Origin of the sequence: Methylotuvimicrobium sp. KM1 (genome assembly GCF_044788715.1) — a bacterium.
GTDB lineage: Bacteria > Pseudomonadota > Gammaproteobacteria > Methylococcales > Methylomonadaceae > Methylotuvimicrobium.
In genome coordinates this window covers 1,091,911-1,111,800 of record NZ_CP173170.1, presented here as the reverse complement: position 1 = coordinate 1,111,800, position 19,890 = coordinate 1,091,911, and the positions used below count along the sequence as shown (strand labels likewise).

Genomic DNA, 19,890 nt, shown 5'->3' with positions numbered 1-19,890 from the left:
TCATTAACCGCATTGAGCCGAATCGCCGGCTGTTTTATATTTACCGGTAAGCGTCGGGGCGTTGGTTTTGACTCCCCTTTTACTACTGCAGGAAAAGGCCATGACTAAAACAGAAGGCAGTGAATTTGAACAACCGTTAAACGGCGACAAACCGGACTGGGAAAACGACCCGTTGTGGTTCAAAGATGCTGTCATTTACGAACTGCACATTAAGGCCTTTTTCGACAGCGACAATAACGGCATGGGCGATTTCGAAGGATTGCTACAGAAGCTCGATTACCTGCAAGATCTCGGGGTAAACACGCTCTGGTTACTGCCTTTTTACCCTTCGCCGCTGCGCGACGACGGATACGACATAGCCGACTATCGAAACATTCATCCCGATTACGGCTGTATGGACGATTTCAAGCGTTTCATGAAAGAAGCCCACCGCCGCGGTTTCAAGGTCATCACGGAACTGGTTATCAATCACACATCGGACCAACATCCGTGGTTTCAATCTGCGAAAAAAGCGCCGCCGGGTTCCGGCAAACGCGACTTTTATATTTGGAGCGAAACCAACCAAAAATTCCCCGAAACGCGAATTATTTTTGAGGATACCGAAAACTCGAATTGGACTTGGGACGATGAGGCTCATGCCTATTACTGGCATCGCTTTTTTTCTCACCAGCCGGATCTCAATTTCAATAACCCGCAGGTCGTCAAAGCCGTCATCAAATTGATGCGCTTCTGGTTGGATCAAGGCGTTGACGGCATGCGCCTGGACGCTATTCCCTATCTATGCGTTCGAGAGGGAACCAACAACGAAAACTTACCGGAAACGCATGACGTGATCAAACAAATGCGGGCGATTGTCGATGAACACTATCCGCATTGCGTGTTTCTCGCCGAAGTCAATCAATGGCCGGAAAATGTCCGGGATTATTTCAGTGACGGCGACGAGTGCCACATGGCCTATCATTTCCCGCTCATGCCTCGAATTTACATGGCTATCGCGCAAGAAGACCGCCACCCCGTCGTGGACATCATGCGGCAGACTCCGACCATTCCCGAAAACTGTCAATGGGCCATATTCCTGCGCAATCATGACGAATTGACCCTGGAGATGGTCACCGACAAGGAGCGCGATTACATGTATCAAATCTATGTCAGCGACCCTCGAGCGCGCTTGAATGTCGGAATTCGGCGCCGCCTGGCCCCGCTGATGGATAACGAGCTGGATAAAATCAAGCTGATGAACAGCTTACTGCTATCCATGCCGGGCTCGCCCATCATTTATTACGGAGACGAAATCGGCATGGGAGACAATATTTTCCTTGGCGACCGCAACGGCGTCAGGACCCCCATGCAATGGAGTCCGGATCGTAACGGCGGTTTCTCCCGCGCCGACCCGCAACGCCTGTACCTGCCCCCGATCATGGACCCGATCTATGGCTATGGGGCGGTCAATGTCGAGGCGCAGTTGCGCGACCGCTCTTCGCTGCTCAACTGGATGAAGCATGTTTTAACTTTGCGCAAAAACCACCAGGCATTCGGACGCGGCGAACTGGTTTTTTTACACCCCGGCAATCGAAAAATCCTCGCCTATCTCAGGTTATACGAAGACGATATCATCCTATGCGTCAGCAACTTATCGCGAGCCGCGCAGGCGGTCGAATTGGATCTTTCGGCTTATAAAGGATGCGTGCCGGTGGAAATGCTCGGACACACGACTTTTCCGCCTATCGGCGAATTACCGTACCTGCTTACCCTGCCCGGCTATAATTACTATTGGTTCCGGCTGGCCCGTAGCGAAGACGTGCCGGCTTGGCACGAAGAACACTTATTACCCGAGGAGTTACCGACGCTAGTGCTATTCGACGGCTGGCACAGTTTTTTTCGAAACCAAGACGAATCCTGGCGTATTGCCATGTCCGAAAAGGCGCGCACTCAACTCGAAGAAAACGCGTTACCGGGCTTTGTCGCCGCACAAAACTGGCATCGTGAAATCAGCAGCGAATCGCTCGACCGTGTGCATATTAGCGATTATGCCGAATGGGGACCGGAAGACAATACCTGGCTACTCACCCTAGCCCGTATCGAACACAAGTCCGTAGAGCCTTTTCATTGTTTTTTACCGCTCGCGCTGGCATGGGAGAATCACGATCAGAAACGCTTACATGACTTAACGCCTTTCACCGTGGCTAAAGTACGCCAGCAATCTCAAGTCGGCATTTTAGGCGATGCATTTGCAGACGAGGCATTTTGCCAAGCACTTGTCCAGGCCATTGGCGCCGACCGTACAATCGCCTGCGAACAAGGAGTCATCCACTGTTCACCGACCGATGCATTTGACGAATGCGCTGGAAAAAAGACGGACAAACTAGCCGCACATCCGCCTCATACGAAAGATAATAAAACGACCGTCGCCCTGAACAATCGGTTATTTTTGAAAGGTTATCGACGTCTTCAAATCGGACGCCATCCGGAAATTGAAATAGGATGCTTTTTGAGCAATACGGTAAAATTCCGTAATACGCCGCCCATCGCCGGTTTCATCGAGTATCGGGACGAGAATGGCGGTGTCATGACCCTTGCCGTGTTGCAAGGCTATGTCAAGAACCAGGGCGACGGTTGGAGCTACACGCTCGATTATTTGGAAAGATTTCTGGAAGAATGCCTCACGACAGAACCTGAGCCGTGTCTTGCCGCAGAGAAGCATAGCGCTTATCTCATGCTCATTCAAACGCTCGGTCGGCGCACCGGCGAACTGCATCATGCATTGGGCACGGTAACAGATACTCCCGCTTTCGATCCCGAGCCGGTCAGCGACGACGACCTATCGGACTGGGTGCGGCAAGCGCAAACCGAAGCAGCATCAACGCTGGATTTACTCGAACATCGCCTGAACGAGCTTGATGAAACAGTTCAAACGGCGCTACGCCCTTTACTCGAACAACGCGAGGCGCTAATTGAACGAATGAACGCTTGTCTTTCCGAACCGGCAAAAGGAATTAAAATCCGCTATCATGGAAATCTTAATCTGGGGCATGTGCTACTGACCGAAAACGATTTCTTATTTACCGACTTTGAGAGCGATCCGGCGCCATTACGCGCCGGACAACATCGAAAACATTCGCCGTTAAGAGATGTGGCGGATGTGCTAAGATCCTTGAACCATGCGGCCCATAAAGCCATGACGCTCGCCAGCATTGAACGGCCCAATGATATCGCCAAATTAGAACCCATGATGCGCGACTGGGAGACCGAGGTTAAACGCACTTTCCTCGCCGCCTATGATAAAGCGGTAAGCAGTAGCGACTTGTTTGCAAAAAATGCAACTCCGCGCGGTCTGATCGACCTGTTTCTACTCGAAAAAGCGTTTTACGAACTACACGATGATTTTAGCGACTCTCCGGAAAAAATAGTCATTGAAATTAGTAACATCCTAGCGTCGCCGACGAGAATAGAAGCCGAGTGATATCCTTGACATCAGCAGTTTACGTTACGGTATTATCGGTTTGTTCCGAACTCTATATAATATTAGTATTTTCTTATATACTAGCCGGCATGATTCCAATTACCTCAACGGAAAGCCATTATGCTTGAATTGACCAAAACAGCCGTTCTGGCTTGCTTACTAATACTGCCGCAAGCTCGGGCTTACGCACAATCTTCGGAACTCGAACGCCGACCGACTTATACCTTGGAAGACGCCATATCGCTGGCATTGCAAAACAATCCGGATCTGCAAATCGCTCATGAGCGTATCGGCCAAGCTCAAGCGCAATTGGGCGAAGCATTCGCCGCGTTTTACCCGCAAGCTCAAATACGCATGTCTTACGAGCATACTGACAATCCCTCGCGCGCGTTCGGCATGATCATATCTCAGCGGCGGCTGAATCTCGACGGTTCTACCAATTTCAATCAACCGGGCGGAACCGATAATTACCGGCCCGAAGTCGTCGCGACCTATTCGCTGTTTCGCGGCGGTCAAGACTATCAAGCGGCCAAGGCCGCCGAACTCGGCGTTGAGGCAGCAGAATTGCAAGAGTCGGCGGTCCGCAATCAATTGATCGAAGCGGTAACCTCGACTTATTACGGCCTGCTGGCAAGCTCCGAGGCGCATAAAGTCGCTTTGAATTCGATCAAGGCGGTCGACAGTGAACTGCGGCAAAGCAAAAACCAATACGAAGCCGGCGCGCTATTGAAATCCGATGTCTTATCGTTGGAAGTGCAATTGGCCGAAACCCAAGACGCCGAGATTCAAGCCGCGAATGCGATCGAACTGACTCGGACCGGACTCAAAACGCTGCTCGGTCTCAATGCCGACGAAGCATTCGAATTCGAACAAGTCTCGGCGGCGCTGCAAATTCCGGAAAATCATGAATCGTTCGACGATTTACTGAACCGCGCCATCAAGGAGCGCCCGGAAATCGCCGCGGCTTACAAACGAGTCGAAATCGCCGAACGCAAATTGAGCGCGGCCAAAGGCGCGCATCTGCCGCGCGCGAATGCGTATGTCAGCTACGGCTCGGACAGCAAGAATATCGATTTTTCCACTAACCGCGACAATGTCACGGCCGGCGTCATGGTTGAAATGGATTTGTTTAACGGTTTCGGTACCAGCGAAGCCGTTAAAAAAGCCGAGCATCAATTGAACGAAGCGCAAAAAGCGCATACCCAGACCAAGCTCGCAATCGAAAATGAAGTCAAAACCGCGCATTTGAAATTCAGGGAAGCGTTGGCACGCCTCAATGTGACGCGTGCGGCTATCGCATCGGCCGAGGAAGCCTTGCGCTTGGTCAACCAACAACGCCAAGCCGGCGCCGCCACGGTCACGCGTTATATCGAGGCCGAAGTCGCGCGCGACAAAGCGCATTCGCGCGATATCGCAGCACGTTTCGACGCATTACGCGCCGAGGCCGAGCTAAAAAAAGCGCTGGGGAGTTGGAGGTGAATAGTGAATAGTGAATAGTGAATAGTGAATAGTGAATAGTGAATAGTGAATAGTGAATAGTGAATAGTGAATAGTGAAATGATGCGGCACTTCATGCGCTTGTCAAGTCCTATTTTCCCCTTTCCCCTTTCCCCTTTCCCCTTTCCCCTTTCCCCTTTCCCCTTTCCCCTTTCACCTTTCCCCTTTCACCTTTCCCCTTTCCCCTTTCCCCTTTCACCTTTCCCCTTTCACCTTTCACCTTTCACCTTTCACCTTTCACCTTTCCCCTTTCACCTTTCACCTTTCACCTTTCACCTTTCACCTTTCACCTTTCACATCATTCAAACGCCAACCCCGCTTGCCGCCAAGCTTTAGCTCCTCCTTCAAGATTGTATAAATTACGGTAACCCAATTCATAAAGAGACCGCGCGGCAGCATTGCCCATAGGCCCGCCTTCGCAATACAAGTAAAGAGCGGTATTTTTATCGGCAGGCAATTTATCTTGATATTGCTCAACCTCGTTGTAAGGAATGAAAAGATTAGTCCCCTTGATATGCTGCTGTTCGGGAATGTGAACATCGATTAAAACAATAGACTCATTTTGCATGATTCGATTGAGTTCTTCAGTACTGATCATAGTCAGATAATCAGGTTTTTGAAACGCGCAACCGGCAACGATAGCGATAATCATGATCGAAAATAACAGCGGCTTCTTAGCCAAGATTCGGAGTTTCATAGACAATGACCTAATAGCATAAGTAAAAACGCATTTAATCATAAAAACCAAGATGGGTGCGAAGCGGTTTCAAAGTAACGTTCATGAAGGCCTAGCCATCGCCCCGACAAATGAAAGTGCGAGGGGCGGCTGGGTGCGGTCACTCGCCCGATAGGTATACTTAACACTTTCGATCGTCGAAGACGACAATGCTAAAAAACGCACAACGGTATCGAAGTCATAACACTATGGCGAAAACGATTTCCGCTTTGGCTCCGGACTAGTCCGGGTTAGGATTAAGCATTGCGTAACGCCTCACTCATCGACAATGAACTTATGAATACAAAACCGAACCGCCAATGGCAAAACTGGCTAGACCGCAATGTTTACGATCTGGCTCGACAAATGCGCCTTAGCTACGTCCCGCCGTTAATGGTCTATCTGGCAGCCGGCGTTTCCGGCTTGACCGGCATCGTCGGAACCTTTTTCGTCAAGGAATATCTCGGCTTGTCGGCCGAGTTTTTGGCCATGTTAGGCTTCTGGGTGATGCTGCCGTGGGCGCTGAAAATGCCGGTTGGCCATTTGGTCGATTTACTGTGGCGGCATAAAACCAAGTTGATCTATCTCGGCGCGGCGCTGATCGCTGCTAGCTTACTGATCATGATCAATCTCTTGGCTGACCGGGACTACATGACGCACATCCTGCCTGCCGAAACCTGGTTTGTCTTATCGGTATTGCTGGCGCCGATCGGTTATGTCGTACAGGATACCGTGGCCGATGCGATGACGGTCGAAGCGGTACCGCGTTTCGACGAACAAGGCAGGCCGCTACCCGAAGCGCAAATCAAATTAGCGCATACGACGATGCAGACCTTGGGCCGGGTCGCCATTATCGGCGGGACGATGCTGGTCGCGGCCGCCAATGTCATTCTATTTGATGACGTACACTTGATGAGCGAAACCGAAAAAGCGGCGGTGTATTTGTCGGTTTACCGTTGGGCCTTGGTCATACCCTTGATTTCGATAGCCGGGGTATTGCTGTCCGCCTATCTGCGATCTCAACAAGAATGGCGCTTGGCGGCGCAAGGTTATGAACGCGAAGACATTAACCGATTACTGGCCCGACCCGAAGATGAATTGCCCGAAATCAACTGGTGGATTCTCGGCGGCGGACTCGGTTTCGTGTTGTTCGCGGTCTTAATGGGCTTGAGCGATATTCCGAATAGCGATGCAATCGTCTTCATCGGTTCGCTGGCTATCGTCATGTTTTTGATTTGGCGTCTGACGCTGGACTTGGAACCCACCCAGCGCAATCAGCTGTACGGCATCGCTTTCGTGATATTCGCCTTTCGGGCCGTGCCGACGACCGGCGCAGGAGAAACGTGGTGGATGATCGATGTGCTCGCCTTCGATCAACAGTTTCTTGCGCAACTATCGTTAGTCACTAGCGGACTGACTCTGTTCGGCATGTTTCTATTCCGGCGCTTCATGGCCGAACGCCCGATCACCCATGTGATTGCGGTCTTGACGATAGCGTTGAGTGCATTGTATTTACCGAACATCGCGCTGTTTTACGGTTTTCACGAATGGACGCAGGCCCATACAGGGGGCGTGGTCGATGCGCGCTTCATTGCCTTGATCGATACCGCGCTGGAATCTCCCCTCGGACAGATCGCGATGATTCCGATGCTGGCCTGGATCGCCAACTCCGCACCTCCCAGACTCAAGGCGACCTATTTCGCAGTCATGGCCGCATTCGTCAACTTGGCGCTTTCGCTGTCTCAATTGCTGACCAAGGCGCTCAATCAAGTGTTCGTGATCAGCCGCGAAATCAAAGACCCTACAACCGGTTCGGTCGTCACCGCCGCCGATTACAGCCAATTAGGCAGCTTATTTTTCATCGTGATGTTCCTGGGATTGGCGATGCCGTTGTCGGCGATTTTTATCGCCCGGCGCACCTTCTTGAAGGATAGCAGTTGATTGGGCTGCTGCGACGGCGGGATTCCCGCCGATATTCTCACCCCCGACGCCCTGTTTGGTTTAAAATAACCGGCTTTTGACTTCGTACAACTCGCATTGCTGAATGAAACACGGCGGTAATATTTACAGTTTTGCCGAACGCATCGGCTGCCGGTCGGATCAGGTCTTGGACTTTTCAGCCAACATCAATCCCGTTCAGGCCATCGACTGGCGCACCTTGCAATTCGACCCGTCGCCTTACGCCGATCCGGATTACAGCGCCTTGAAAGAGGTGCTTCGTCATCGCTACCCGTTGCCGGATCCTGCCGACCTGGAACCCTTCAACGGCGCGAGCGCGGCGATTTTTGCGTTATTACGCAGGCTCCATCCCGAGGAAGTTGTACTCTATACGCCGATGTACGTCGAATATGCGCGCATCGCTCGGCAATTAGGTTGCCGAATTCACTGCATCGACCGTTTCGGTCGTTTTGAACAGACGGAAATTCCGCCCTACAGCACCGTCATTTTCGTCAACCCGGCCACGCCCGACGGCACGCTTTACGACCTGCACGATTTACTGACCCAATGGCAAGCCGCTCGATGCACGATCCTAATCGACGAGTCTTTTTTGGACTTCTGCCCTACCGCTTCCACGGCAAGTATCAGCGATAGGATAGGGCAAATTCCGAACCTTTATCTGATCAAGTCCTTGAGTAAATTTTACGGCAGCGCCGGCGTCCGCATCGGTTTCGTCGCCGCCGAGAGAACGGCAATCACAAAACTGAAACAACTCGAACCGGCGTGGAAACTGTCGAGTTTCGATATTGCCTACATGCAACAAGCCCTTTCTAACGATACCTTCGCCGACAACACGCGCAGGCAAACGACACGGCTTCGCGAATCATTGAGACAAGTACTGGAGGGTTCCAACCTGTTCGACCGGGTGTATCCGAGTCAAGCCAATTTTATCCTCGCCCGTTTGGCGAAAATCGACGGCCAAGCCTTGCAGCGTCACCTGGAAAAGGCGCGAATCTTGATTCGCGTGTGCGACAATTTCGAAGGCCTGGATAAACGCCATGTGCGCTTCGCGGTTAAAGATGCCGAATCGATCGCCCGGCTTGCCGAGTGTTTGCAACATGTTTGAATTGGCGGCGCTGGCCTATTTGATCGACCTGCGTTTCGGCGAATTCCGCACGACCCACCCGGTCGTGCTGATGGGCCGCTTTATCGAAGGGTATGAACGGCGTTATTACCGCGACACTATTCTATCGGGCACGATATTGGTCGCCAGTCTATTTACCTTGACCCTGATCGTAAGCCTCTCGATCGTTTACGCCTGCCAAGCTTTACCCTATTGGCTCGCCCTACCCGTTTTGGCCGTCATCGCATCGACGGGCCTGGCGATGCACATGCTGCATGCCAGCGTATCGGAACTCTTGACCGCACGGCAGCCTCGGCAAGCCTTGCGTTACCTGGTGAGCCGCGATACCGAAACGATGAGCGATAGCGAGGTCTATAAGGCGGCGATTGAAACTTGGGCCGAAAACCTCAGCGACGGCGTCATCGCACCGCTGTTTTATCTGGTCTTATTCGGCCTACCGGGCTTGGCCGTTTACAAAGCCGTCAATACTTTAGATTCGATGATCGCCTATAAAACCGACCGCTATCTTCATTTCGGCCGAATCGCCGCCAAACTCGACGATCTCGCCAACTTTATTCCGGCCCGTTTGACGGCCTTATTGATTATTTTAGTGTCGGCCGATAAAAAACGGGCTTTACAATGCTTATGGCGGGACGCCGATAAACTGGAAAGCCCCAATGCCGGCCGGCCGATTGCCGCGATGGCGGGTGCCTTGGGCGTGGCATTGGGCGGCGATGCGATGTACCATGGCCGACTAAAAACCAAACCGGCGCTGGGCGATGCCATCGTGCCGGTCACTAAAACCACGCTATCGAAAGCATTGTCCATGAAAACACCCATTGATTTCACGATCCTCGGCCTATTGGCCGTTGGTTTCTTGCTGTCTTGATCAACCGATGTCCGTTTATACCTCAGTCACATTCGCACAACTGGACGCCTTTTTCGGCGCTTACGATCTCGGCCAGGTAGTCGATTCTGCTGGCATTCCCGAAGGTATCGCAAACAGTCATTATGCGGTCGTGACCACGCAAGGCAACTATGTCTTGACCTTGTTCGAAGCTCAGAATGACGAGGAACTGACCCCGGTGATCGAACTGATGCAACGCTTAGGGACACGTAACCCGCTGTATCCGAATCCGCAGGCCGACCAACAAAACCGGCTATTGCGAAACCTCAACGGCAAGCCGGCACTGGTCTGTAAACGCTTGGCCGGCCGATCCATCGTTTCGCCCACACCCGATCAATGCCGGCAAATCGGCTCAGAACTGGCTAGGCTGCATCTCGACACGCGTGATTATTCCTTTCCGATCACAAGCCATCATGACGTTTTGTCGATCAAAGCCTTGTTCGAGCAAGTCGAGAGTCAACTGTCCGCCGACGACCGCGAATTGATTCTGGGCGAACTGCAATTTCAGGCGAAGCACGAACAACAGACCCTGCCCGCCGGCGTGATTCACGGCGACTTATTTCGGGATAATGCCTTATTCGCCGACGGACAAATCAGCGGCATACTCGATTTCTACAGCGCCTGCAGCGACCACTGGCTACGCGATATCGCGGTCAGCGCGAACGACTGGTGCTGCGACGACGGTATTTTCAATACGCAAAAATTAACCGCGCTGCTCTCAGGCTATGAAACCCTAAGGCCTTTATCGGCAATCGAACATCAGCATTGCAACCGCATGCTCAGAGCCGCCGCATTGCGTTTTTGGCTGTCGCGCCTCGTACACCGCTACAGCAATCGCTCGGCCGCCCTGAGCCAACCCAAAGACCCGTTCGTTTTTAAAGACCTGCTCGTACAACACCGAAACGCCGCCCATGCCTGATCATCGCTATTCCGACGCCGAACGTGCCGCCATTTACCGCGCCATTTACGAGCGCCGCGATATGCGCCATTTTTTGCCCGACCCGGTCGAGCCCGATAGGCTGGCGCGCATCATCGCGGCGGCGCACCATGCCCCGAGCGTCGGCTTCATGCAGCCGTGGCGTTTCATACGCATTACCCGCCCGGATTTACGCGAAGCCATACACGATCTGGTCGAGCTGGAGCGCCTGCAAACCGCCCGCGCCTTAGAGGAGCGCGAAGACGAATTCATGCGCATCAAGGTCGAAGGCATCCTGGAATGCGCCGAAATCCTCATCGCCTCGTTGAGCGACCGACGAGAAGAGCATATCTTCGGCCGGCGCACCCTACCGGAAATGGACTTGGCCTCGTTATCTTGCGCAATCCAGAATATGTGGCTGGCCGCCCGGGCCGAAGGGCTGGGTTTGGGCTGGGTATCGATGTTCGAGCCGGAAGCGCTGAAGCAATTATTGACGATGCCCGATGACAGCCAACCGTTCGCGATTTTATGTCTGGGCCATGTCGAGCACTTTTATGACGAGCCGCTATTGCAACAAGAACAGTGGGCATCGCGCTTGGAATTGAACGATTGTTTATTTGAAAACGCCTGGAACAAGCCATGCAAACTCACTTTTTGATCAAGCCGGTAGACTCCGAGCTCACCGACGCGCTGCAAGCCAAAATCGACCAAAAGACCAAGCCCCTGGGGTCGCTGGGCCGTTTGGAAGCACTGGCGCTACGCATCGGTTTGATACAGAACACGCTATCGCCAACGCTGATTAACCCGGCTATCGTGATTTTTGCCGGCGATCACGGCATCGCAGCAAACGGAGTCAGCGCCTATCCGCAAAGCGTCACGGCGCAAATGGTCGCTAATTTCTTGGCAGGCGGGGCCGCCATCAGCGTTTTCGCCAAGCACAACGGCCTCGACCTGTGGATCGTCGATGCCGGCGTCAATGCCAAACTCAGCCCCCACTCTAAATTAATCGATGCCAAAATCGGCAAAGGCACGCGTAATTTTTTAGATGCGCCGGCAATGACCGAGAGCGAATGCACCCAAGCCATACAGGCCGGCGCCGACATCGTACAGGAACGCCACCGGACCGGATGCAATTGTATCGGCTTCGGCGAAATGGGCATCGGCAATACCTCGTCCGCCTCGCTGTTGATGCATTGCTTGACCGGCTTGCCGCTGGCGCAATGCGTCGGACGCGGGACGGGATTGAATGAAGCGCAACTCGGCCATAAATTGTCGGTATTGAATCAAGCCTTGGCACAACATCCAAACATACATGACCCATTACAGGTATTAGCCATCTTCGGCGGTTTTGAAATCGCGATGATGACCGGCGCTTATCTGAAAGCCGCCGAACGGGGTATGTTGATCGTCGTCGACGGCTTTATCGCCGGCTGTGCATTATTGGCCGCGGCAAAATGCCATCCCGAGGTCTTGGATTATTGCGTATTCAGCCATGTCTCGGACGAACAAGGCCATCAAGCGCTGCTCGATCACTTTGGCGCGCAAGCCTTGCTTGATCTTGAATTACGCCTAGGCGAAGGCTCGGGCGCGGCACTGGCCTATCCCTTGATAGCCTCGGCGGTTGCGATGCTGAACGAAATGGCCAGCTTTGCCGAAGCGGGCGTGGATGGGGGTTGAAATTGCAGCAACTCCCAGTTTGAAAACTTTCTTAGTATTCAGGGTCCTCGATAGACACATCCCATACCTTTTTTTCTTAGACGGTTTTTCGATCAAAAGGGAGTAGAATTAGACATGCCAAGGACACATCCCGCCTAATTCAAGCAAAACTTTCCATGCCTTCATTACACGATTTTCTTCTGGCCGTCGGCTTTTATACTCGGCTGCCCTGCCCGGCCAAACTTGATTATCAACGCTTGTCCTTTGCCTGTACTTATCTACCGTTGATCGGCTGGTTGGTCGGCGGGTTTTCCGCATCGGTTTTCTGGATCGCTTTGCAAGTCTGGCCGCAAGACATTGCGGTCGTTATCGCCTTGATCGCCGGCATCTTGCTTACCGGGGCTTTTCACGAAGACGGTTTTGCCGATGTCTGCGACGGTTTCGGCGGCGGCTATGACAAACAGCGCATTCTGGACATAATGAAAGACTCGCAGATCGGCGTCTATGGTGTGCTCGGCTTATTGTTGCTGTTGCTGTTAAAATTCAGGCTTTTGGCCGGTTTACCGATGAATGAGGTTCCTATCGCCTTGTTGGCGGGACATAGTCTCAGCCGCTGGTTTCCGTTGTATTTGATGTTCCGCTACGATTACGCCCGTACGCAACCTAGCAAGTCATCCGGCGCGGTATTCAAGCCCGATGCGAAAACCTTACTACTGGCCGGCATACCGGCAATACTGCCTCTTCTGCTTCTACCGCCTTCAGCACTCACGGCGCTGATACCGATGGCGCTGATTACGCTAGGGCTCGGCCGCTATTTTCATCGCCATATCGGCGGCTATACCGGCGATTGCTTGGGGGCTAGCCAACAAATTACCGAAACCGTTTTTTATCTTTTCCTCGGCGGGCTATGGATTTGGTCGTAAATAACTTCCCTATTTTACGGAGGGTTCGGTAACTCGATTGGCAGGTGTCGGCGGCAAGGAAAGCCGCCGTCAAGCCTACACGGACGTATTTACGGCGTCCTGTCAAGCGAGTTACCGAACCCTCAACAGCGCTCATAGCTCCTGGACATTATTTATTACGAAATCCTATGGACATATATTTGATTCGCCATACCCAAACCGCTGCCGCACAAGGCTTGTGTTACGGACGATCCGACATTGCCCTGGCGGACAGCTTTGCCCAGGAGACCGAAGCGCTTCGGCAAAAATTGCCTGAACTGTCCGAAGATTGCCGGTTTTATAGCAGCGCACTGAGCCGTTGCAAACAATTGGCCGATTCTCTATCCGATGAGGTCGTCACCGACGAACGGCTCTTGGAGCTGGATTTCGGCGATTGGGAAGGCGTGTTTTTCGATGAAATCGACGCAAAAGTCCTAAACCATTGGACACAAAATTTCGTCGACGTCCCGCCGCCGAACGGAGAAAGCTTTACCGGTTTATGCCGCCGTGCCGGCAGTTTTTGGCAGGAACTCATCGAGACTGGCCTTTCGCAAGCCGTCGTCGTGACCCATGCCGGCGTAATTCGCGCCCTGCTGGCTCATATCTTGAAGCTGTCGCCCGCCGCCGCCTTTCAATTCCGCGTCGATCATGGCTCTTTGCATAAATTTCAATACAGCCATCAATACACCTACATTCACTATCTCAATCTATGAAACCTTTAGCGATATTCGGCACCAGCTCGGACGCCGGCAAAACCACGATAGCGATGGCCTTATGCCGGATTTTTGCAGACCAGGGACTCAGCGTCGCGCCGTTCAAGGCGCAAAACGTCTCGAACAATTCGGCGGTGACCCCGGACGGCCGCGAAATCTCCCGCGCTCAATGCCTGCAAGCCGAAGCCGCGCGGGTCGAACCGAATCATTTATTCAATCCGGTGCTGCTGAAATCGCACGGCAACGGTTCGGTGCAAGTGATCGTCAACGGCTTGGTTCATCAAAATCAAACTATCGCGGACTATTACGATTCGATAGGCGGCCTTAAGTTACAGGTCGAACAAGCCTTCACGACGCTCCGGCAGACCCATGACTTAGTCATCGCCGAAGGCGCGGGTTCTCCGGTCGAACTCAATCTATTGCATAAAGACCTATCGAACAGCTTTGTCGCCAATACCTTTCGCACGAAAAACATTCTAGTCGCCGACATCGAACGCGGCGGCGTCTTCGCGTCGATTTACGGCACGCTGGAATTGATGCATCCGATCATGCGCGAAAACTTGATCGGCGTCGTCATCAACAAATTCCGTGGCGACCGGCGTTTTTTCGACGACGGCGAAACGATCATTAAAGAGCGCTTCGGTGTACCGGTGCTCGGCATATTGCCGTTCGAGCCGCTCAATATCGACATGGAAGATTCGCAATCGCTCAATAATTACCGGCAACGCCTGAACGACGTCAAGATTCGCATTGCTGCGATCGCCTATCCGGGTTTGAGCAATTATAACGATCTGGACGTGTTAATGGCCGACGAAGAGCTGCATGTCGAATTGATTCAAGCCTACCGCCCCTTGAGCGGCTTCGATATGGTGCTGTTGCCGGGCAGCAAAACCGTACTGCGCGATTTGAGATGGCTGAAGGAACAAGGCTTGTTCGCCGAAATCGAGCGTTTCGACAAAGCGGTGTTCGGTATTTGCGGCGGTTACCAGATGCTGTGCCGAATGCTGAATGACCCGGAGGCTATCGAGCATGACCTGCCCGGCAGCGAATCCGGATTCGGTTATATCGATGATGAGGTGCTTTATCAACACCCCAAGATCGTCCGGCGAGGAAGCTATGATCTGTTCGACTATCCGGCGTTGAATGGCTATGAAATTCATTGCGGGCGCATGACTCAATACCCGCTGTTTTATCGGCATGGCGCTGTCGCCGGCACGCATGTGCATGGCATATTCGACAACGACGCATTTCGAACCGATTATTTCAAAGCCCTACATACCGATTATCGGGGTTATTACTACGCCGGATACCGCAATGCCCAAATTCAAGGCTTTGCCGACCGGGTCGAGGCCAATCTGGATTTGTCATTGATCCTGGAAGCCTTACAGGAGCCATCATGAAGACTTTATTCATCGGCGGCGTCAAAAGCGGTAAATCGCGTTTGGCGGAAGACTATATTTTGCAGAAATGCGGGGATGAAAAGCCTTATTATCTGGCGACGACCGAATTTTTCGACGACGAAATGAAGGCCCGAGTGGCCGTTCACCAACAGCGCCGGGAGGATTCGTTCATTACGGTCGAGGAACCGGTCAAACTGCTCGCCGCATTGCAAGGCTTGGACCGCCCGGTATTGGTCGAGTGCGTGACGATGTGGCTGAACAACGCCTTATACCATCAAATTCCCGAATCCGACATCCTGCAGGAATTGGACGCCGTGTTGCGACTTCCCGCCGAATTGGTCTTGATTCATAACGAAGTCGGTCTCGGTGTCATGCCCGACAATCGCTTGGCCCGGCAGTTCATCGATTTATCGGGCAAAGCCGCACAATTGATGGGGCGGCATTCCGATCGCGTCTTTTTTTGCAGTGCCGGATTGAAACTGCAGATGAAATAAGGATATGGCCACCACGCGAGGCGGGTTATGTAACCCGCCCCGAACGTTTTGAGTCGCGTTAACCACGGTCGAAACGCTTAGGGACGGAGTTGCAAACTCCGTCCTGCCCAATAAATAGATTTAATCCTCTATATTTTTCTTGCACTTGCATTCAGCCGGCAAATCCCTATAATGCCCTCCTTGCTTTCAGGTGCCCCGCCCTAGAATCGACCTGTCGATTCTAGGGCGGGGTTAAACGGGAAGCCGGTCAGGTCATCAAGCCAAAGCCGGCGCTGCCCCCGCAACGGTAGATAAGTAAAGAATCATCAATTTGCCACTGTGTGCAATGACATGGGAAGGCGATGATTCAGGCCAATGGCCACTTATAAGCCCGGAGACCGGCCCGATAGCGATTCGATACAGCGGAGGGCTGTTAACGAAACGGTCGAGCCATGCTCCGCCTTTTCGCCGCACGCCCTTGCGTTGTAATTTTACAACCTTTCATGCGCGGGCGGCGCAGAGGACATCATGCGAATATTCTATCTAAGCCCACTGTTATTCACCGGCTTCCCTATTTCAGCCTTGGCCGACTCAACTCCGGACGAGACGCCGTTACATTTACCCGAAATGCTGATCACGACAACTCGGTCGGACAGTCCCAAAGACCATCTGGCAACCGCCAGCACCGTATATACGCGGGAAGACATCGAACGCCTCCAGGTCAACACCTTGCCGGAATTGCTAAGAGGCTCAACCGGCCTCGATATCACGCAACAAGGCGGATACGGTAAAAACTCCAGCGTCTTCATACGCGGCACAGGTTCCGGCCATGTGTTGGTCCTGGTCGACGGCATCCGCTTCGGTTCGGTAACCTCCGGCACTTCGCCATTCGAACTATTGCCGATCGATCAAATCGAACGCGTCGAGATCATTCGCGGTCCGCAGTCCAGCCTTTGGGGCGCCGAAGCCTTGGGGGGCGTTATCCAAATTTTCACCCGTAAAGGCGCACAAGAAGAAAAACCGACGATCACGATCGATGCCGGCGGCGGTTCGTTTAATACCGCCAAGGCCTCCGGCACGATCAGCGGGCGTTATCAAAATAGTTGGTATACCCTCGGCGCGTCGCATTTCAATTCGCAAGGCTTCGATGCGCGACAACCGACTGCCGGGGTGGATGAGCCCGATAAAGACGGTTTCTACAATACCGGACTCAATGCGCGCTTGGGCCACCGCTTCGATAACAATGCCGAGATGGAAGCCACCTACATGCGCTCGGAAGGACGCAACGACTTCGACGGAACCCCGAATAAAATGGAATTCGTCAATCAGGTCATCGGCCTGAGTGGCGCCATCGATGTCATCGACAACTGGCGCTCGATCTTACGGTTAGGGCAAAGCCGAGACGATGCCGACAATTTCAGCCCGGACGGCTCGTTTTTCAGCCGTTTCGACAGCACGCGTTGGAATGCCAGTTGGTTAAATGCGGTTAAATTGTCGGACGATCATCAACTGACGCTCGGGGCCGATTACCGTTTGGATGAAGCGAATAGCACGACCGATTATACCGAGCTATCGCGTTACGATGTCGGCGTATTCGGCGAATGGCACGGACGATTCTTCGACAACCATTATCTCAATGGTTCTATTCGTTGGGATGAAAACGAAGCCTTCGGCGACTTCGTCACCGGCAGCATCGGCTGGCGCGCCAATTGGGATTACGGCATCAGTACATTCGCCAATTTCGGCAACGGTTTCAAGGCTCCAAGCTTCAACCAACTCTATTGGCCCGGCTTCGGCAACCCCAACTTGATGGCCGAAGAATCGAAATCGGTCGAAGTCGGACTCGCGGGCAACCATGACTGGCTACAGTGGGAGATTCGCGCTTATCATACCAACCTGGATAATTTGATCGTCTATGTCTTTGATCCGGCGAATTTTAGCTTATCCGCCGAAAATATCGGCAAGGCCCAAGTCGACGGTCTCGAAGCCGAAATCGGCACACAAATTTTCGGTTGGAACGCCAAACTAGGCATGAATTTGCTACGTCCGGTCGACCGGGAAACGAATAATCGTCTGCCACGCCGCACCGATAGAATGTTATCATTCGACTTATCCAGATCGTTCGGGCCCGTCGACGTCGGTGCTTTCCTATTAGCCGAGGGCTATCGCTACGACGATGCCGCCAACACGACCAAAGTCAGCGGTTATGCGACCATCGATTTACGCTCGGCCTATCACATCAATAAAAACTGGACCGTCAGCGCTCAATTGAATAATCTGCTGGATAAACAATATCAATTGGTCGATACCTATAACACAGTCGATCGAAACTTTTTCGTTTCGATTCGCTATAATATCTAAAACTTAATTTTCCTGGAGAAATGACGATGAATATCGCACAACGCTTACCTGTCCAAAACCTACCGATTCAACCCGGCGCGATCGCTTTGATGTTGTTGATGGCGGCCACGCGCTCTAGCCATATCGGCACGCCTTTTCAACTCCCCGACGCCTCTTTAGCGGTATTTTTTCTGGCCGGGCTTTGGTTCGGCGGCAACCGTTTTTTTGCCGTTTTATTGGCCGAAGCAGCATTGATCGATTTTGTCGTGATTCAATTCTTCGGCGTCAGTAGCTTTTGCGTTTCACCGGCCTATGTCTTTTTGATTCCGACCTATGCCGCAGTCTGGTTTGGCGGCAAAATGTGTGGCCAATTCAAAGAGCTGAGCCCTTCGGTGCTATTGAAACAATTCGCAATTCTGCTCGCGGCAACGACGCTTGCGTTTTTGATTTCCGAATTCAGCTTCTATTTGTTGTCCGGCCGTCACGATGCATTGGACTGGCCTGAAAAACTGAGCAAAATGGCGAATTTTTACCCGGCCTATATCAAATCGACGTTGATCTATGCGACCTTGATTTTCGGCGTAGTCGCATTGCTGAAATCCTTGCCGATTTTCAGTGAAGATCATAAAGGGGCTTGACTCTATACCCTTTGCTAGCCAATTTTCGGCCTGGAAATCGCGATCAATGGATCGCTCCCACATAGGATATTCATCGTTCCTACGCTTTGCGTGGGAATGCATCCCGGGACGCTCTGCGTCCCTAGCGATCGATAATACAGGCAAGAGCACGAATACGCTCTCTACAATTTCTCAATCCAACTTAACAGCCGCAGTCGACGCGGAGCGTCTAAAGCGGCATTCCCACGCAGAGCGTGGGAACGATAAATAGTGAAACGCTTTTTCTAGGATAATGGGGTGGCGCCTTTTTGAAATCGGCTCGCGAACCAACTGCTGCCATTTCAAATATTTAACTAGGGCAGTGGTTTAGAGTATCTTACCGATGCATCAAAAAAACCTGTCTACCAAAGACATCACGATCTCGACCGCGATCAGATAAATAATGATCCACTCGAGAAAAGACGAATGCTGATGTTTTTGCTCGTCGGCCAGCATTTCCAACAATTCGTGTATCGTCTCGAGTTTTTTCGACAGCACTTCGGTGCGCGGCTGAATTTCGAGATAATTGGCCGCCATCGAATAAATTCCTTGATATTCCGGATGCTCCCAAAAGAACTCGGGCGTATCGAGCAGATCGTAATTCAAAATAATATCGCTCTTGGTCAGAAATAATTGCCCTCGGATCATCGCGGTGGCTTTTCTGCCGAGTTGTATCTTCCCTTCCCTGGCCAAAGATTCGGGCAAATGACTGGTTTCGCGGATCGTATTGATCGCATGGCTTTCGAATGCGGCCAGTTTGATCGACTGAGCCATTGCATGGGACACTGCCAAGAGCACCATCTGATCGGCATCGATCAGTTCGATATGATCGCTTTGTATCCGGTATTTTTCGGAGTTCGTTTCGTAGCTGAAATTGTCTTCCTGCGGCTCGGCATCGGGCTTGATCGCGAAGTCTAGTAACAAATCATGAAGATTGCGCTGCTCGTCCAAACTCACGTTCCAATGCACGGCGACGCCGTAAGCGAATACGATCGAGCAGCCGCTTTTATAGTCGACAACCAAGGAGTTTCTAAACCCCTTGACTCGCCCCGACATCAACATTTTCTCGCGCAAAGCCGGAAAATCGAAGGATTGCGCAAGGCAAACGGTTAAACAGTGCCTGATAGGGCGATCGCTGGTCATAACTTTCCTCTA

The 19,890-nt window shown here is 52.4% G+C and carries 16 protein-coding genes and 1 riboswitch; of the genes, 14 read left to right on the top strand and 2 right to left on the bottom strand.

The window, feature by feature from the left end; all coding sequences use genetic code 11:
- Window positions 1–100: 100 nt before the first annotated feature.
- Both treS and ACINK7_RS04840 read left to right on the top strand, forming a co-directional pair.
- The gene (gene treS / locus ACINK7_RS04845; RefSeq protein WP_404360164.1) at window positions 101–3,460 is read left to right on the top strand and encodes a maltose alpha-D-glucosyltransferase; all 3,360 of its coding nucleotides are present in this window, start codon (window positions 101–103) and stop codon (window positions 3,458–3,460) included.
- Window positions 3,461–3,580: 120 nt separating this feature from the next.
- Window positions 3,581–4,939: a TolC family protein gene (locus ACINK7_RS04840; RefSeq protein WP_404360163.1), complete on the top strand. Its 1,359-nt coding sequence runs from the start codon at window positions 3,581–3,583 to the stop codon at window positions 4,937–4,939.
- A gap of 316 nt (window positions 4,940–5,255) precedes the next feature.
- Here the strand turns inward: ACINK7_RS04840 and ACINK7_RS04835 are convergent, their stop codons facing one another.
- Window positions 5,256–5,654 carry a rhodanese-like domain-containing protein gene (locus ACINK7_RS04835; RefSeq protein WP_404360162.1) on the bottom strand — a complete coding sequence of 133 codons (399 nt, stop codon included), beginning with the start codon at window positions 5,652–5,654 and terminating at the stop codon, window positions 5,256–5,258.
- A gap of 315 nt (window positions 5,655–5,969) precedes the next feature.
- On the opposite strand from ACINK7_RS04835, the gene ACINK7_RS04830 reads away from it, so the two are divergent.
- The 12 genes from ACINK7_RS04830 (at window position 5,970) to ACINK7_RS04775 (ending at window position 18,717) form a co-directional block, all read left to right on the top strand.
- Complete coding sequence (locus ACINK7_RS04830; protein WP_404360161.1) at window positions 5,970–7,613, top strand: hypothetical protein; 1,644 nt, start codon at window positions 5,970–5,972, stop codon at window positions 7,611–7,613.
- Between the two features lie 103 nt (window positions 7,614–7,716).
- Window positions 7,717–8,736 (top strand): aminotransferase class I/II-fold pyridoxal phosphate-dependent enzyme, encoded by a 1,020-nt coding sequence (locus tag ACINK7_RS04825; RefSeq protein WP_404360159.1) that lies wholly within the window; start codon window positions 7,717–7,719, stop codon window positions 8,734–8,736.
- The gene (gene cbiB, locus ACINK7_RS04820; RefSeq protein WP_404360158.1) at window positions 8,729–9,622 is read left to right on the top strand and encodes an adenosylcobinamide-phosphate synthase CbiB; all 894 of its coding nucleotides are present in this window, start codon (window positions 8,729–8,731) and stop codon (window positions 9,620–9,622) included. The genes ACINK7_RS04825 and cbiB overlap by 8 nt, the downstream gene beginning before the upstream one ends.
- Window positions 9,623–9,629: 7 nt before the next feature.
- The gene (locus ACINK7_RS04815; RefSeq protein ID WP_404360157.1) at window positions 9,630–10,559 is read left to right on the top strand and encodes a homoserine kinase; all 930 of its coding nucleotides are present in this window, start codon (window positions 9,630–9,632) and stop codon (window positions 10,557–10,559) included.
- Window positions 10,552–11,214, top strand: coding sequence for a 5,6-dimethylbenzimidazole synthase (gene bluB / locus ACINK7_RS04810; RefSeq protein ID WP_404360156.1), 663 nt, complete (start codon window positions 10,552–10,554; stop codon window positions 11,212–11,214). The genes ACINK7_RS04815 and bluB overlap by 8 nt, the downstream gene beginning before the upstream one ends.
- The gene (cobT, locus tag ACINK7_RS04805; RefSeq protein WP_404360155.1) at window positions 11,196–12,233 is read left to right on the top strand and encodes a nicotinate-nucleotide--dimethylbenzimidazole phosphoribosyltransferase; all 1,038 of its coding nucleotides are present in this window, start codon (window positions 11,196–11,198) and stop codon (window positions 12,231–12,233) included. The genes bluB and cobT overlap by 19 nt, the downstream gene beginning before the upstream one ends.
- Before the next feature lie 155 nt (window positions 12,234–12,388).
- Window positions 12,389–13,135 carry an adenosylcobinamide-GDP ribazoletransferase gene (cobS, locus tag ACINK7_RS04800; RefSeq protein WP_404360153.1) on the top strand — a complete coding sequence of 249 codons (747 nt, stop codon included), beginning with the start codon at window positions 12,389–12,391 and terminating at the stop codon, window positions 13,133–13,135.
- 167 nt (window positions 13,136–13,302) lie between these two features.
- On the top strand, window positions 13,303–13,866 hold the full coding sequence (gene cobC, locus ACINK7_RS04795) for an alpha-ribazole phosphatase (RefSeq protein ID WP_404360152.1): 564 nt from the start codon (window positions 13,303–13,305) through the stop codon (window positions 13,864–13,866).
- Complete coding sequence (locus ACINK7_RS04790; protein WP_404360151.1) at window positions 13,863–15,266, top strand: cobyric acid synthase; 1,404 nt, start codon at window positions 13,863–13,865, stop codon at window positions 15,264–15,266. Before cobC ends, ACINK7_RS04790 begins: the two co-directional genes overlap by 4 nt.
- Window positions 15,263–15,760: a bifunctional adenosylcobinamide kinase/adenosylcobinamide-phosphate guanylyltransferase gene (locus ACINK7_RS04785; protein WP_404360150.1), complete on the top strand. Its 498-nt coding sequence runs from the start codon at window positions 15,263–15,265 to the stop codon at window positions 15,758–15,760. Before ACINK7_RS04790 ends, ACINK7_RS04785 begins: the two co-directional genes overlap by 4 nt.
- A 171-nt stretch (window positions 15,761–15,931) precedes the next feature.
- A riboswitch (cobalamin riboswitch) is annotated at window positions 15,932–16,161 on the top strand.
- A gap of 106 nt (window positions 16,162–16,267) precedes the next feature.
- Entirely contained in the window at window positions 16,268–18,100 is a 1,833-nt protein-coding gene (locus ACINK7_RS04780; RefSeq protein WP_404360149.1) for a TonB-dependent receptor domain-containing protein, read from the top strand.
- A 26-nt stretch (window positions 18,101–18,126) separates the two neighbouring features.
- Entirely contained in the window at window positions 18,127–18,717 is a 591-nt protein-coding gene (locus tag ACINK7_RS04775) for a hypothetical protein (RefSeq protein WP_404360148.1), read from the top strand.
- A 366-nt stretch (window positions 18,718–19,083) separates the two neighbouring features.
- Here the strand turns inward: ACINK7_RS04775 and ACINK7_RS04770 are convergent, their stop codons facing one another.
- A complete protein-coding gene (locus tag ACINK7_RS04770; RefSeq protein WP_404360147.1) occupies window positions 19,084–19,878 on the bottom strand; it encodes an RMD1 family protein in 795 nt (264 codons plus the stop codon).
- Between the last annotated feature and the right edge of the window lie 12 nt (window positions 19,879–19,890).